Below are 14221 nucleotides of genomic sequence, written 5' to 3'. Positions count from 1 at the left end.
CGGCTGGGGCGGCTGGCTGGAAGGCATCATCCCCGGCATGCTCGGCGCAGGCCACGGCAGCGCACTGATCGTCTTCGCCCTACCAGACTGACCGGGAACTAGCGCCGTTCGCGGCGTGACGCCGGGAGACCTCCGGTCGGGTGCGAGCGCACGACGCGCCACCACCCGACCGGAGTTCTCTCCGTCCTAGCCATGACTCCTGCTTCGCGGGCCTCGCGTCTGCTTGATGGGCGAAGGCGTTAATCACCCGGTTACGGCGCCTCGTTCATCGGACGGGGACCGCGGTGGTCGACCGGGATCGCTGCACGCGGTTCTGGTCCGGCCACCGAAATCCAAGGAACACCAACGGAAACACCGTTGAAGGCTCCGGGTATCACTACCCGGGCAGGGCCGGACGAGCGAGTGGCTTCCGAAACAATGCTACGGGAGGATGCATTGGGGTCGACGCGACGTGTTGTCGGAATCAAAGGGGACCGGCAGGTCCTGTTCGACATCGCCGAGGTGATCGTGGCCGAGGCCGTCGGAAGGGCCGTGTGGCTGAGGACCGACCTCGGGCGGTTCCGGTGCGCGACAGACGGAATAGACAACATCGACGACAAGTACTCGGAATGCGGCTTCGTACGAGTTCACCGGAGCTACCTCGTGAACTTGAACCGCGTCCGAGAAGTGTCGCGGAAGGATGGAGGAGAGCTCGAGCTCATCGTCGAGAACTACCGCGAGATAGTTCCGGTGTCTCGTCGACGGGCGAAGTTCGTCACCGAAGCGCTGGGCCTGTGAGCATCATCGATGCGCGCACTTGCGGCCGGACTCGTCCGGCCCGCCACGCGAGTGCGCGCAATCCTTCACGCTCAGAACCATTTTCGATCCCCGGCCACCACATGTCGGGCGACATGTCTCGGATCGAGTCGCGCTCTCCGGGAGTCCCTCGGCAAGAGATCTTCTCAATGAGGCGGGGGAGAGGCCGTCGCCTCCTTGGCCTTCTCCAGGACCTGCAAAGCCGTGGCATGTGCGATGTCGGCCACTGCGGGGTCCCGCTCGAGCAGGGCCGTCGTGGTCGCCCCCTCCATCAGCTGCGCGATCTGACCCGCGACGAAGTCCGCGTTGGGCAACTCGCATTCCTCCACGAGTTTCACCACCCACGCCCGCATGGCGTTCTTGTGCTCGCGAACCGCTTTTCGGACCGGCGGTGAGGTGTCCGCGAGCTCGACGGTCGCGTTGACGAAGGCACAGCCTCGAAAAGAGGGTGATGCGAACCACTCTCGAAGAGAGTCGAAGACCGAGAGCAATCGCTCCTTGGGTGATGATGACCAGTCGACTTCTCCGCTCAAGCGCGCTCGATGGCAATCATCGAGATGATGCAGGCAAGCGACGATGAGGTCCGTCTTGGTCGGAAAATGCTTGTACAGCGTCATCTTGGCCACGCCGATCTCGCTGACGAGCGTGTCCACCCCCAGTCCGGTGCCGCGCTCGTACATCATCCGCGAGGCTTCCTTGATGATGAGTTCTCGTTTGTTCTCAGCGTGCTCCGTTGGTGACACAGACGCACTCCTGATCGGAGTAAGGAATTGTTGATCCTGATGATCCAGGTCAGGATAGCCGCGTGGTCAGGATTGTGCAACGGGTTCGCGGCGCGAATGGTGGTGTGTAGGGATTTTCGTTCCCGAATTGAACAGGAGAGGTGCCGCGAACGTCTGCGATCGGTGTTGCGGTGCGGTGCCGGAATGGATCCACCCGGGCGAATGTGGGGACCGTTCGTGGCGCAGGGCTGTCGTTTCGTGCCGAATATGTTGACCAGACGTACAGATCCGTGCAGCCTGACTACTCGGTACGCGTCCTAGATGTGGATGAGAACCGCAAGGCTGAGGAAGGGCGGCGCGGAACAATCGGCCTAGCCCCCGAGGCAGCCACCGCTTGGACATAGTGGCGATGGCCGGCTGCACCAGGAGTCGGTCGCAACGACCTCTGCTTGAGCATTGAGCAGTCAGCAATTCTGAACCGGCCGCCCGGTTTGAAATACCGCGCGCTAGGAGGCGTAAAGAAAATGTCGACCTTGACTGAAATCGCCAACACGCTTGTTTCGAGCGGGCGGGGCGTGCTCGCGGCCGATGAGAGCATCGGAACGATGTCTTCCCGCTTGGAAGGTGTCGGAGTGAAGGCCACTGACGAGAACCGGCGCGCTTATCGTGAATTGATCGTCACCACTCCTGACCTGGTCGACTCGATCAGCGGAATCATCCTGGCCGACGACACCATGCGCCAGAAGCTGTCGGATGGACGGAGCTTTCCCGATGCGCTCGCGGAGATGGGGATTCTCGCGGGGATCAAGGTCGACACCGGGGCCAAACCGCTGGCCGGGGCCCCGGGCGAGAAGGTCACCGAAGGCCTTGACGGCTTGCGCGAACGTGTCGCCGAGTACGTGAGTCTCGGGGCGAGTTTCGCCAAGTGGCGCGCGGTGATCACGATCAGCAAGGGGCAACCCACCGAGCGGGCGGTGCGCGCGAACGTGCACGCGCTGGCGCGGTACGCCGGTCTCTGCCAAGAAGGGGGACTGGTGCCCATCGTGGAACCCGAGGTGCTGATGGACGGCGACCACTCGCTGGCGCAGTGCCAGCAGGTGACGAGGGCGGTGCTCCGGACCTTGTTCGACGAGCTCGATCTGATGCAGGTGAAGCTCGACGGCATGGTCCTCAAGCCCAACATGGTGGTGGCGGGTAAGGACTGCCCGGAGCAGCCAGGAGTCGAGGAGGTCGCGCAGACCACAGTGGACACCCTGCGCGACACGGTGCCACCGTCCGTGCCGGGCATCGCTTTCCTCTCGGGTGGCCAAAGCCCGGAGACGGCGACCCGTCACCTCGGGGCCATGCAGAACTGCGGCGAGTTGCCCTGGGAGCTCACCTATTCCTTCGGGCGAGCGCTGGTCGGGCCGGCTCTGGAGACGTGGCGGGGCGAGGACGGCAAGTGGAAGGACGCCCAGCGGGCGCTGTGCGTGCGCGCCGTCGCCAACGCCGCAGCGCGCTGAGAGCGGAGGCCGCGCGCGGGCGCGGCATCAACCGGCCTGGGGTGCGGGACCCCCGGGGCTAGTCGAAGAACGCTCTCAGCGAATGGAAAAGCCGATCGGACCGGCGCAACTGCCGGTCCGATCGGTGCCTCGGCATGACGTGTGAAAGGGGTGCCGTGGATGAGCCTCCAGCCAGGAGCCGCGGCGATGAGCCGCGCTCGCGCGCTGCTGGCGCGATACCCGGTCGCTGACGGTCACAACGACCTGCCGTGGGCGCTGCGCGAACAGGTCCGCTACGACCTCGACCGCCGCGACATCGCCACGGACCAGTCGGGGACTCTGCACACCGACCTCCGTCGTCTGCGGGCTGGCGGTGTCGGCGCGCAGTTCTGGTCGGTGTACGTGCGCTCGTCGCTGCGAGGTGACAGCGCGGTCAGCGCGACGCTCGAGCAGATCGACTGCGTGCGCTCCCTCATCGCCCGCTACCCGCAGGCCCTGCGAGCCGCGTTCACGGCGGAGGACGTGGAGTCCGCTCGGGAGCGCGGTGTGATCGCCTCCTTGATGGGCGCCGAGGGAGGCCATTCCATCGCATGCTCGCTGGCGACGCTGCGTGCCCTGCACGCGCTGGGCGTTCGGTACATGACCCTGACGCACAACGACAACGTCCCGTGGGCGGACTCGGCGACGGACGAGCCCGCCGCGGGCGGGCTGACGCGGTTCGGTGAGGAGGTCGTCCGCGAGATGAACCGGCTGGGGATGCTGGTCGACCTCTCCCACACCTCCGCGGACACGATGCGCGACGCACTCCGTGCGAGCAGGTCGCCGGTGTTGTTCTCGCACTCGTCGGCACGGGCGGTGTGCGACCACCCGCGCAACGTTCCCGACGAGGTGCTCGCCGCGCTGCCCGCGAACGGAGGCGTGGCGATGGTGACCTTCGTCCCGGAGTTCCTGGTGTCCGAGGTGGGGGAGTGGAACCGGGCGCTCAGAGCTCACATGCGGGACCGCGGACTGCACCACGGTGACAGGACGCCGGAGGCGGTGGCGGTGCGAAGCGAGTTCGAGGCGACTCACCCCCGTCCGCGCGCCACGGTCCCGGTCGTCGCCGATCACCTGGACCACATGCGCGCGCTCGCCGGGGTCGACCACATCGGCATCGGCGGGGATTTCGACGGGACCACCTCCACCACTTCGGGGCTCGACGACGTCTCCGGCTATCCGCGCCTGATCGCCGAGCTCATGGACCGGGGCTGGTCCGATTCCGACCTCGCGAAGCTGACCTGGTCGAACGCGGTGCGGGTCCTCCGCGACGCGCAGCGCACCGCCTCCGAACTCGGCCGCGTGGAACCCCCGTCCAACGCCACGATCACCGAGCTCGACGACCTCGCACGACCCCCGGCCTGATGCGTGCGACGCAGTCGCACATCGAACCGGCGATCTTGATCTTGGTAATCCACGATTTGAGCTGGGCGCTCGCGCGTTCTCCCGGTCCGCGTAGCCGGGCGTGCGCTGTGTTGACGGCCTTGTCGTTGGAAAGTGGTGTTGGTTTTCGGTGCCTCAGTGGCGGCTGACGCTGATGATCCCGGTGCCGGTTGTCGGCACCGCAGTGGGTGCTGTGGTCGGCGCAGGCGTCGGTATCTTCGCAGAGCGTCGTCAGGATCCGACCTCGCTGTTGCTCAAGCGCATGTCGGAGCAGGAATGTGCCCGATTCCGGAACCGCGACCTCCGCCAGCCCGCCACCGATCGCCGGGTTCACGAGGTGGAGCTTCGAGACTGGGTTGGCGGGCTGAAGCTCCCAGCGCCGGCGTGCCACCAGCCGCTGGACGGATCTGGCTTAGCCGGAAGACACGAGCCCGTCACTTTGCCGGTCGACTGCGCCAAGTGCCTCTCGCGCAATCCCGACCCGTTCACGCCGCTGACGGTGGTCGACGGCGGACAACTCACCCTCGACCTGCGCTCGGAGGAATCCGATCATTCGTACCCAGGTGAAGTCGACCAGGAGCAGCCGTAATGCCGCGAAGAAGGGGAACGAACGCGAGGCCTGGGATCGAATGGCGCTCCGGAAGATCCGGAACGGGGTCACGTCGTCGGCTCCGGTGCGGGAGCCGGTGGTGTGACCCGCTGGGGTGCGGTCTCGGGCAGCACTGCCAGACAGACCAGAGTGAGTCCGAGCGCGCATGCGAGGTAATAACCGATGTTCGAGGCGTCCTCAGTGGCGGCGAGGATCCGGTTGGCGACCAGAGGCGAGATACCGCCGCCGAGCACCGCGCCGACGTGGAAAGCGATGCCCATCCCGGTCTGTCGTTGCTCGCGTGGGAAGAGCTCGCCGAAATAGACGTACATCGGTCCGAAGAGGATCCCGGTGGTGGTGAAGCCGAGTGCGATCGCCAGCCCGGCTGCGCCGACTGTGCCCTGCGTGGACAGCGGGAAGATGACCAGGGCGGCGATGATCGAGGTGACGGCACCGGTGATCATCACCGGGCGGCGGCCGAACCGGTCGGACAGCACGGCTGCGGCGACGTTGGCGGCACCGTGCAGCAGCAGGCCGATGATGCTGGCGTTGACGACCGCCTGGCGCGGCAGGCCGAGGCCGTCCGGTGCGGCGGCTGTGGTGTAGGACAGCATGAAGATCGACAGGGCGAAGGTCGTGGAGTTCAGGCCTATGTTCACTCCGGCGGCCAGCAGTACTCGGCGCCAGTTCGAGCGGACCACCTCCACCACCGGAGCTCGGCGCGTCTCCAGCTCGCCCGACTCGTGGATCTTCCGGAACACCGGGCTCTCCCGGACACCACGGCGGACCCACAGGCCGAGCACCAGCACGAACCCACCGAACAGGAAGGGCAGCCGCCAGCCCCAGTCCGCCACGGCGTCCGCGGGGAGGAACAGAACGAGCATGAAGGCGCCGTTGGCCAGGATCGTGCCCAACGGCGAGCCGAGGGCGGTGAACACACCCCACAGGGCTCGTCGTTCCGGTGGGGCGTGCTCCATGGCCAGCACGGCGGCGCCGCCGGTCTCACCGCCCCGGCACAGGCCGTGCACCAGGCGAAGGCACACGAGCAACAGCGGTGCCGCTACGCCGATCGTCGCGTATGACGGCAAGAGTCCCATGAGGATGGTCGCCGCGCCCATGCCGATGAACGTGAGCAGCAGGGCGGTGCGTCGGCCCCGGCGGTCTCCGATCCAGCCGAACAGGACCGCGCCCAGCGGGGCCATCAGGAAGCCGATCCCGAACGCCGCCAGCCCCATGAACGTGCTGAACCACGGGTCATCGGTGCGGAAGAAGGTGTCGGAGAACACGAGGGCGGTGGCGGTTCCGTAGATGGCGAAATCGTAGAATTCCAGCGAGGTCCCGACCCCGCTGGCGAAAGCCACCCGTGCCAGGCTGGAACGTTGGGGTTCGGTTTCTGACGAGGGTCTCATGGCGGTGCGGCCTCCTCGGATTGACGTTCGGAACGACTGCCGGAAGAGCGCTGCCCCGCAGCGCTCTTGGAGATGTGCGGAATCGTTCGCCAGAGAAAATCACCAGGTCATGCGGCCGCCTATTGGAAATACCGGCAACCCTGCTAAGGGAATCCCCAACGGCCGACAGGGTTTCCCGCCGTGCGTAGGGCCCTGATGCGCTTCCTGCACCAGACACAGCCGCAGCCAGTCCGGTTCGCCTCCGGTGTCAGCGCCTGGAAATCACGCACATTGACCCAGTTTGGAAAGTTGGGCGCATGGCCGAGCGGCGCAGCCGCTGTGGGTAGCTACTCGGAGGTCTCCGGGGCTCGGGGTTCCGGTGCGCTAGCATCTTTTCTCGGCGCGTCTGGATCTCATGGTGGACCGGGTCCGCAACCAGGTGGACGAGTTGGCGGTGGCCCCGATCTCTGCCGGTGAAGGCAATCTGTGGGGCAACGCCATCGGCCGGACCCGCATCCGGTTGAGCACCGAGCACGAGACGCAGCGGGTTGCGGCGAACCATCTCAACAGGGTGTGGGCGGTCTCGAGTGCCGAGCGCTCAAATCGGAGGGGCCAGCCCACCGCATACGTGCTCTTCCCAGAGGGGAAGCCGATAGTGCTGGCTGATCCCGGGTCGTCGATCACCAATCGTGCCACTTTCGCTCAAAGGCACCTGTGGGTCACGCAGTACGACCGCGCACTGTGGCCCTCCGGCTACAAGGTCAACCAAAATCCCGGAGTGACAAACTTCCTGCCTACGCAGCCGGGAACCGATCCGTGGACGGCGAGGACGTCGCCGTGTGGCACACCTTTGGGTTGAGTCATTTCGTGCGCCCCGAGGACTGGCCGATCATGCCGGTCGACCACACCGGACTCTGGACGTTCCGCGCGCGAGCGCGCCAGTGCGTCAGCGGGAGTCGTGGTGCCCCGATCAACGCAGCGACGAGGCGCCTCAAGGGCCACGGTCGGTGCAGGTCCCGCGCGGCAGTCACTCCTCGTCCCATGCGGCGTCGGCGACCCAGTAGTCCATCCCGCTCTCGCTGACGCCGTGCCGCCACTCGGAGGTGCGCCGCAGCAGAGGCTCGATCTTCGCGGTGACCGCGTCGGCGGCGTCCGGGCCGTCTTGGGTCACTTGCCAGTGCACCCAGTTCAGCTCGCGGCCCTCGGCATCGTGGACGAACAGGTCCACATGCCGCCAACCGTAGCCATGGGTGTCGTTGTAGCAGGTCAGCGTCATCCGAGCGCCGATTGAGGTGGTGGGTGCTTTCACTCGGGATCCCCTCCTGGTCAAGCGGCCGGGGTGCCCAGGCTGTGGAACTGGCGTTGGAAGTACACCAGGGCGCCATTGTCGTTGCTGGTAATCACGGTCTCCGCTGCGACGAACAGCACTGAATGCGAACCAAGCGCTCGTTCCGCCGCGATGCTGCCCACCACCGTCGCGGTCGCGCTCTTCAGTACGGGAACACCGTGGGTGTCCAGGTCCCATGGACCGTCGTCGAAGCGCTGCGCCGTCGGAACTTTGGTGGATCCGGCGAAGTGCATCGCGAGGTCTTCGTGGTCCGGGCCGAGCACGTTGACCGCGATGCGGCCGTTTCCGATCAGGATGTCGTGTGAGCGGCTGGACCGGTTGACGCAAACCAGGACCGTTGGCGGGGCGTCGGTGACGGAACAGGCTGCGCTCACCGTCATGCCCGCTCGGCCTCGGGGGCCATCGGTGGTGACGACGTTGACCGCTGCCGACAAATTTGCCATCGCGGCGCGGAACTCGCGCTGCGTGCGGGTCAGTTCGGGCACGATTCCTCCTGTGGCGACCGGGCGGGCTAACGCAGAGCCCACTTAGGTTCGGTACCGGGTGGGCCTCGAACGTACGCCCGGCGGCGAGGGGTGGGGAATCGCGAGTTCTTCCGGCGTCGCTAAGGATTTCCCCGAAGCGACGCGGCGTTTCCTTCCGGCTCTGCGAGTGGGAGCGCAAAGCCGAAGCAGGAGCCGCCCTCCGGGCGCCGCTCGGCCCAGATCCGGCCGTGCTGCCGGGTGATGATGCGGTAGGACAGCGCGAGCCCGATGCCGCTGCCGTGCTTCTTGGAGGTGAACGATTCCGCGAACGGGTCGTGCCGCACCCCGCGACCGCGGTCGTCCACGGTGAGCACACCTTGGTCGCCGTCCAGGCCGATGCTGATCAGGACGTGGCGCCGGTCGGGCGGGCACGCGACCATCTCTTCGATCGCGTTGAAGCAGAAGTTGAGCAGCACCTGCCCGGTGAGCACCCGCTCGCAAAGGACCGGTACCGGATCGGGATGCTGCCGGACGACGACTTCGACTGCAGCCGTCTTCGCGCGCAGTCGCACGAAGTACAGGCACTCGGAGACCACCTCGCCGAGGTCCACGACCTGCCGAACGTGCTCGAGGTGCCCGACGAAGGCACGCACCGCGTTGACGATCGTGCTGGCGCGGTCGATCTGGTGGACGGCGTGGTCGATGCCGAAGGTCAGCTGGGCGGCCGCGGCTCTGGATAGCTTGCCCACTGCTTCCATCGCCTCGGCCCGTCGGGTGGCCCCAGCTAGGAAGTTGCCCGCAGCGGCAAGTGGCTGGCCCAGCTCGTGCGCGATCGCCATGGCCATGTCGCCCATGGCGTTGTAGCGCGCCAGGTAGTTCTCCTGCTGCAGTTCGCGTTTCCGGCGTACTTCCTCGTGCACCCGCCCTGATACGTCGTGCAGGATCATCAGCAGTGCGTCGTCGCCTGCATTGTTCAGCCGCTCAATGCTGCCTTCCAGCCACACCGGCGCATCCTCGTCACCGGGAATCGACATCTGCACGACGGTCACCGGGTCGGCTCGGCCAATCACTGCGTCCCATGTGGATGGACAGCCATCCAGCAAGAGTTTGCCGTAGTGCTCCAGCTGACCAAGTGTTTGTCCGGATTCGGCCCCAAGCAGGAAGAGCGCCGTGTCGGTGGCGAAGCGCACCGCGCCGGTGGCGTCCAACATCAGCGCGATCGTGGAGGTGTGGTGGGCCAGTGCCTCGATGTAGGAGGTGGTCAGCCGCAATTCCTGCTCGATCTCCTGCTCGCGTTCGATGTCGCGGAACTGCACCATCACCGCTGGCCCCTGAGCCAGTTCCACACGCACGCCGATCGCGTCGGTGGGGATCACCCGCCCCGCCCTCGTCCGGTAGTGCCACTCGATCCGATTCGCGCCCTTTTCCACGGCTTCCTGCAGCCAGGCGCGGCCGAGCACGCGATCGTACTGCTGCGCGGAGCTGCTCATGTCGTTCGCTTTGAGCGGCCGCAGCTCGCTGACGCTCCAGCCGAGCATGTCGCACGCCGCCGGGTTGGCCCACAGGATTCTCTTGGTCTCGGCGTCGTGCAGGAGGACGCACATCCGGCTGGCGTTCATCATCGCCACGAAATCGTTCGTGACCAGTTCCGGTGCGTGTGGATCGACCTGCATCCCTACAGCGTAGGTCAGCCGAACCCGTGAGGCGCGCTGAAGAATTCCCTTACGTCTGGGAGAGCGATTCCTAGCACGGGCATGGGCAATACCAATTCCGCGCACCATTTTCGGCTGCTTACTGTCGATGAGCAACCTGCAATGACGAGGAGGCACGATGGTGCACACACAGGAGGCTGGTCATTCGACCGCCGCGAAAGCGAGCAACTCCGTGAGTGGTGCTGTCGATTTCGACGATGTGCTCGCTGAGCTCGCCGCACGAAGGCTCGAGTTCCGCGAGCAGCGGTATGTCCCCCAGGACTTCATTGCCCGCCTCAAGCAGGTCGGCATCTACCGCGCCGCCACCCCCGGCAGGTTCGGCGGAAAACCGCTGCCCCCTGCCGAGTTCCTGGACAAGATCGAACGCATCTCCGTCGTGGATGGCTCGACCGGCTGGGTGGCCAGCTTCGGCTCCGCGCAGATCTACTTGGCCGCGCTGCCCGTCGACACCCAGGCGGAGCTCTACCACGACAGTCCGGATGTGGCGTTCGCGGGCGGCTTGTTCCCCCCGCAGGCCGCCGAGAGCACCGAGCGGGGGTTCCTTGTCGATGGTCGTTGGAAGTTCGCCAGTGGTTGCATGGGTGCCGACGTGTTGGGCGTGGGGCTTCCCGGTGACGAGGCGTCCGACGGCAAGCCGCGCACTGCGGTGCTGCGGCCGGAGCAGTGCGAGATCGTTCAGGACTGGGACGTGGTCGGTATGCGTGCCACCGGTTCCTTCGACGTCGTAGTACGTGGGGTGGAGGTGCCCCGCGAATGGACCTTCATCCGCGGCGGTGAGCCCACCGTGAACGAACCGCTCTACCACTATCCGACGATCGCCTATGCCTCCCAGGTGCTGGCCGTCGTCGGCGCGGGTGTGGCACGCGCCGCGTTGGACCACGCCAAGCAGATCGGCGGCGACTACACCGGCATCACCGGGGCGCCGAAGCTCGCCGAGCGCGCCTACTACCGCACCGAGGTCGCCCGCGCTGAGGCGGCGCTGCGGTCGGCCCGCGCCTGGTTCTACGACCTGAGTGATGACGTGTGGACGACCGTCCTCGCCGGGAATACCGCCACGGACGAGCAGAACGCGCAACTGCGGCTCGCGTCGGCGCACCTGGCCAAGACCTCGTCCGACGTCGTGAGCGGCCTGGTCGAGATCTCCGGCACCGCACCGATCTACACCGGCCACCCACTGCAGGACCTCGCAGGCGATGCACTGGTGCCCAAGCAGCACGCATTCCTCGGCCCGTCCATCTACGACTCGGCCGGAGCCGTCCTCATGGGACTACCGCCGACGACCCGCGGCTTTCGCTGACCACGTGACCAGTCCGGCGCACCACCTCAAGGAGATCGGGATGAGCCCAACGCCCCTGCGCGTGCTGTTCTGCATCGGCATCAACCAGAACTTCTTCGATCTACCCGCCGACCAGCTCACCCACGGCCATGTCTGGCAGGCGTTCGTGTCCATGATGGACGGAATTAAGACGTTGCCGGGAGTGAACTTCATCGGCGACATCGACGACGACTCCCACATGGTCGGCCCGTCCGACGGCTGGCCCTGGACCTGCTACATCCTGGCCGACGTCGACACCCAGGCGACGGTGAAGACCGCCTGCAACCTCTTCCGCACCACGCCGGTGGGCGAGGGCGAGGTCAAACTCTGGCGGTTCGCCAAGATCGAGGCCCGCATCGGCCGTGCCCTCACCGTGCGCGACGACGTCGAGCTTCCCGACTGACTCTGGACGGAGAACACTGTGATGATCGAGAATGTCTACGACGTCGCGCCCGCCGATTTGGTGTTCGGCGATCGGGTCGCCGGCCGTCTCTACACTGACCCCGGGATCTTCGAGCAGGAGCTCGCCAAGATCTTCGAACGCACCTGGGTGTGGGTCGCCCACGAAAGCGAGCTGCCCGAGCCGGGCACGTTCAAGTCGACCTACGTCGGCAGCCAGCCCGTGATCGTGACCCGCGACCGCAAAGGCGTTCTGCACACGCTGCTCAACCGGTGCCGTCACCGGGGCGCGAGCCTCTGCGAGAAGCCCCAGGGCAAGGCCAACGGTTTCACCTGCCCTTACCACGCCTGGTCCTACGGACTCGACGGGACGCTGCGCGGCATCCCGTACCCCGAGGGATACGAAGGGCTCGTCGACAAGCGTGACCTGCCGCTGAAGAAGCTGCGCACGGATGTCTATGGCGGCTTGGTGTTCGCGACGTTCAACGACGACATCGAGCCGCTGGAGGAGTTCCTCGGCCACGCCCGGCTCTGGATCGACCGCTTCATGAAGCAGGGCGGCGGATACCCGATCAAGGTCCTCGGCAAGCACCAGTTCAAGTTCCGGGGAAACTGGAAGATCCAGCTCGAGAACACCACCGACGGCTACCATTTCCCGATCGTGCACCGATCCTGGATGGCCTCGGTCGACGCCGAGACCGCCGACATGATGTCGTTCATGACCGACCCCGAGGCGATCACCCACGATCTCGGCAACGGCCACAGCGTCATGCAGATGGTGCCCGAGCACTCCGACCTCGACGCAGACGACGGCAGCGAACCGCTCCAAGGCCGCTTCGACCACCTCGTCGAGGAGCTGTCGAAAAGCTTCGACCAGGCCCAGGTGCGGAGGCTGGTCCGCGCGATGCACGGCACCGGATTCAATCTCAACCTCTTCCCGAACGTATCGATGTCCTCCGCGTTCTTTCGGGTGCTGCGCCCGGTCGCGGTCGATGAAACCTGGATCGAGCACATCGCCATCGGCCCGGACGGCCCGCCCGAGATCGACATCGTCAACCGCGACAGGCTGCGCGTGCACGAACATTTCCAGGGACCGTTCGGATTCGGCACACCCGACGACGCCGAGGGCTGGGATCGCGTTCAGCGCGGAGCGCGGGGCGGCCCGGAAATGCCGATCATGGTCAACCGCGGTCTCGGCAGGGAGAAGCTGAGTTCCGAGGGCTGGCCGACCTCTCACGTCACCGATGAGACCGGGATGCGCGCGGCGTATGACCAGTGGAAGCGAATGATGGCTGATGACTGACGTAACCGAACCCGCCACCCTGGCCACCGCTCCGGTTCCGACGACCGATCCCCGTGTCGCCCGCGCGATCGAGCTGATCTGGCGCGAAGCCGAGCTGCTGGACCGCAAGGACTACGGCGCGTGGAACGACCTGTTCACCGACGACGGGATCTACGTCGTCCCGATCCAGCCCGACACCGACGACTTCGCCGGCACGTTGAACATGATCTACGACGACGCCCGGATGCGGCGGATGCGGGTAACCCGGATGATCGAGGGTTACGCCATAGCGGCCGTGGACGCCGCCCGCACGGTGCGCACGGTATCTCGGTTCGTGCCGGAGTCGGTTTCCGATGGGGAAGTCGTGCTGCGCTCGGCACAGGTGCTGATTGCCTACAAGCGCGGTCGGCATGACGTCTGGGCCGCCGACGTCGTCCACCGGATCCGACTCTCAGACGAGGGATCGGAGGCCGATCGGGTCGTGTTGAAGGTCGTCCGGCTCGTGGACAGCGAAGACGTCGTTCCTGCCGCGGGATTCCTGCTGTGAGCGCCGTTGATGGGCGCGTCGCCGTGGTCACCGGCGGAGCGAACGGACTGGGCGAACTCATCGTGCGCTGCCTGCATGCCAAAGGTTGTCACGTGGCGGTTGCCGACCTCGACGGCAACAGCGCGGCCACGCTTGCCAAGAACCTCGACGCAACCGGCACCACAGCACGGGGCTACGCCGTCGACGTCAGCGACCGAGCTGCCCTGGAACGACTGCTGGTCGACGTCCTCGCCGACTTCAACGAGGTTCACATCCTGGTCAACAACGCAGCCCGCACACAGGCGAAGCCGCTCCTGGAAATCACGCCCGACGAACTCGATGCCGTCATGGCCGTCAACTTCACCGGCATCTTCCACGCCTGCCAGATCTTCGGCTCCCACCTCGCCGATCAGGGCTACGGTCGGATCATCAACATGGCGTCACTGGCCGGCCAGAACGGCGGCACCGCCACCGGCGGCCACTACGCCTCGTCCAAGGGGGCGATCATATCGGCGACCAAGGTCTTCGCCCGTGAGCTCGCGCACGGTGGCGTCACGGTCAACGCCGTCTCGCCAGGACCCCAGGACAGTTCGGCGGTGCGTTCGATCATCGGCGAGGACAACCTCGACACCTACGCTGAAAACATCCCGGTCGGGCGACTCGGCGACCCGGCTTTCATCGCCGAAATGGTCGCGCTGCTCGCGTCTCCCGGCGCCGCCTCGGTCACCGGCGCCTGCTGGGACGCCAACGGCGGCCTCTATATGCGCTGAGAAGGGGGCGA

At 66.2% G+C, this 14221-nt stretch carries 14 protein-coding genes and 1 pseudogene; 10 read left to right on the top strand and 5 right to left on the bottom strand.

Features of this window, described 5'->3' with window-relative positions:
* Positions 1-435 precede the first annotated feature (435 nt).
* Positions 436-777 (top strand): LytTR family DNA-binding domain-containing protein, encoded by a 342-nt coding sequence (locus AB0J91_RS11645; protein ID WP_363866913.1) that lies wholly within the window; start codon positions 436-438, stop codon positions 775-777.
* 164 nt (positions 778-941) lie between these two features.
* Here AB0J91_RS11645 and AB0J91_RS11640 read toward each other — a convergent pair whose 3' ends face one another.
* On the bottom strand, positions 942-1538 hold the full coding sequence (locus tag AB0J91_RS11640) for a TetR/AcrR family transcriptional regulator (protein WP_363866910.1): 597 nt from the start codon (positions 1536-1538) through the stop codon (positions 942-944).
* Positions 1539-1966: 428 nt separating this feature from the next.
* On the opposite strand from AB0J91_RS11640, the gene AB0J91_RS11635 reads away from it, so the two are divergent.
* The 3 genes from AB0J91_RS11635 to AB0J91_RS11625 all read left to right on the top strand — a co-directional run bounded on the left by AB0J91_RS11635 (position 1967) and on the right by AB0J91_RS11625 (position 5006).
* Positions 1967-3019, top strand: a complete 1053-nt coding sequence (locus tag AB0J91_RS11635; protein WP_363866907.1) for a class I fructose-bisphosphate aldolase — start codon at positions 1967-1969, stop codon at positions 3017-3019.
* A gap of 159 nt (positions 3020-3178) precedes the next feature.
* Positions 3179-4399, top strand: a complete 1221-nt coding sequence (locus tag AB0J91_RS11630; RefSeq protein ID WP_363866905.1) for a dipeptidase — start codon at positions 3179-3181, stop codon at positions 4397-4399.
* 148 nt (positions 4400-4547) lie between these two features.
* Positions 4548-5006 (top strand): hypothetical protein, encoded by a 459-nt coding sequence (locus tag AB0J91_RS11625; RefSeq protein ID WP_363866902.1) that lies wholly within the window; start codon positions 4548-4550, stop codon positions 5004-5006.
* Between the two features lie 68 nt (positions 5007-5074).
* On the opposite strand, the gene AB0J91_RS11620 is transcribed toward AB0J91_RS11625, so the two are convergent.
* Positions 5075-6367 carry an MFS transporter gene (locus tag AB0J91_RS11620; RefSeq protein WP_363866899.1) on the bottom strand — a complete coding sequence of 431 codons (1293 nt, stop codon included), beginning with the start codon at positions 6365-6367 and terminating at the stop codon, positions 5075-5077.
* Between the two features lie 427 nt (positions 6368-6794).
* Here AB0J91_RS11620 and AB0J91_RS11615 point away from each other — a divergent pair.
* Positions 6795-7477 (top strand): annotated as a pseudogene (locus AB0J91_RS11615) (hypothetical protein); the annotation flags it as partial.
* Here the strand turns inward: AB0J91_RS11615 and AB0J91_RS11610 are convergent.
* The 3 genes from AB0J91_RS11610 to AB0J91_RS11600 all read right to left on the bottom strand — a co-directional run bounded on the left by AB0J91_RS11610 (position 7422) and on the right by AB0J91_RS11600 (position 9879).
* A complete protein-coding gene (locus AB0J91_RS11610) occupies positions 7422-7703 on the bottom strand; it encodes a hypothetical protein (protein ID WP_363866896.1) in 282 nt (93 codons plus the stop codon). The pseudogene AB0J91_RS11615 and the gene AB0J91_RS11610 sit on opposite strands and share 56 nt — an antisense overlap.
* A 17-nt stretch (positions 7704-7720) precedes the next feature.
* Positions 7721-8227: a flavin reductase gene (locus tag AB0J91_RS11605; protein ID WP_363866893.1), complete on the bottom strand. Its 507-nt coding sequence runs from the start codon at positions 8225-8227 to the stop codon at positions 7721-7723.
* 119 nt (positions 8228-8346) lie between these two features.
* Positions 8347-9879, bottom strand: coding sequence for an ATP-binding protein (locus tag AB0J91_RS11600; RefSeq protein ID WP_363866891.1), 1533 nt, complete (start codon positions 9877-9879; stop codon positions 8347-8349).
* A gap of 211 nt (positions 9880-10090) precedes the next feature.
* Here AB0J91_RS11600 and AB0J91_RS11595 point away from each other — a divergent pair, with 211 nt between their 5' ends.
* Genes AB0J91_RS11595 through AB0J91_RS11575 form a run of 5 tightly spaced genes read left to right on the top strand, consistent with a single transcriptional unit; the run spans position 10091 to position 14210 of the window.
* Positions 10091-11215 carry a flavin-dependent monooxygenase gene (locus AB0J91_RS11595; protein WP_363866888.1) on the top strand — a complete coding sequence of 375 codons (1125 nt, stop codon included), beginning with the start codon at positions 10091-10093 and terminating at the stop codon, positions 11213-11215.
* A 40-nt stretch (positions 11216-11255) separates the two neighbouring features.
* Entirely contained in the window at positions 11256-11636 is a 381-nt protein-coding gene (locus AB0J91_RS11590; protein ID WP_363866885.1) for a hypothetical protein, read from the top strand.
* 21 nt (positions 11637-11657) lie between these two features.
* Complete coding sequence (locus AB0J91_RS11585) at positions 11658-12935, top strand: aromatic ring-hydroxylating dioxygenase subunit alpha (protein ID WP_363866883.1); 1278 nt, start codon at positions 11658-11660, stop codon at positions 12933-12935.
* Positions 12928-13461, top strand: a complete 534-nt coding sequence (locus tag AB0J91_RS11580; RefSeq protein ID WP_363866880.1) for an aromatic-ring-hydroxylating dioxygenase subunit beta — start codon at positions 12928-12930, stop codon at positions 13459-13461. The genes AB0J91_RS11585 and AB0J91_RS11580 overlap by 8 nt, the downstream gene beginning before the upstream one ends.
* A complete protein-coding gene (locus tag AB0J91_RS11575) occupies positions 13458-14210 on the top strand; it encodes an SDR family oxidoreductase (RefSeq protein ID WP_363866877.1) in 753 nt (250 codons plus the stop codon). Before AB0J91_RS11580 ends, AB0J91_RS11575 begins: the two co-directional genes overlap by 4 nt.
* Positions 14211-14221: the final 11 nt, after the last annotated feature.

Source organism: Saccharopolyspora sp. NPDC049357, assembly GCF_040677225.1.
Taxonomy (GTDB): Bacteria; Actinomycetota; Actinomycetes; order Mycobacteriales; family Pseudonocardiaceae; genus Saccharopolyspora.
This window is presented reverse-complemented; position numbering and strand designations above follow the sequence as displayed.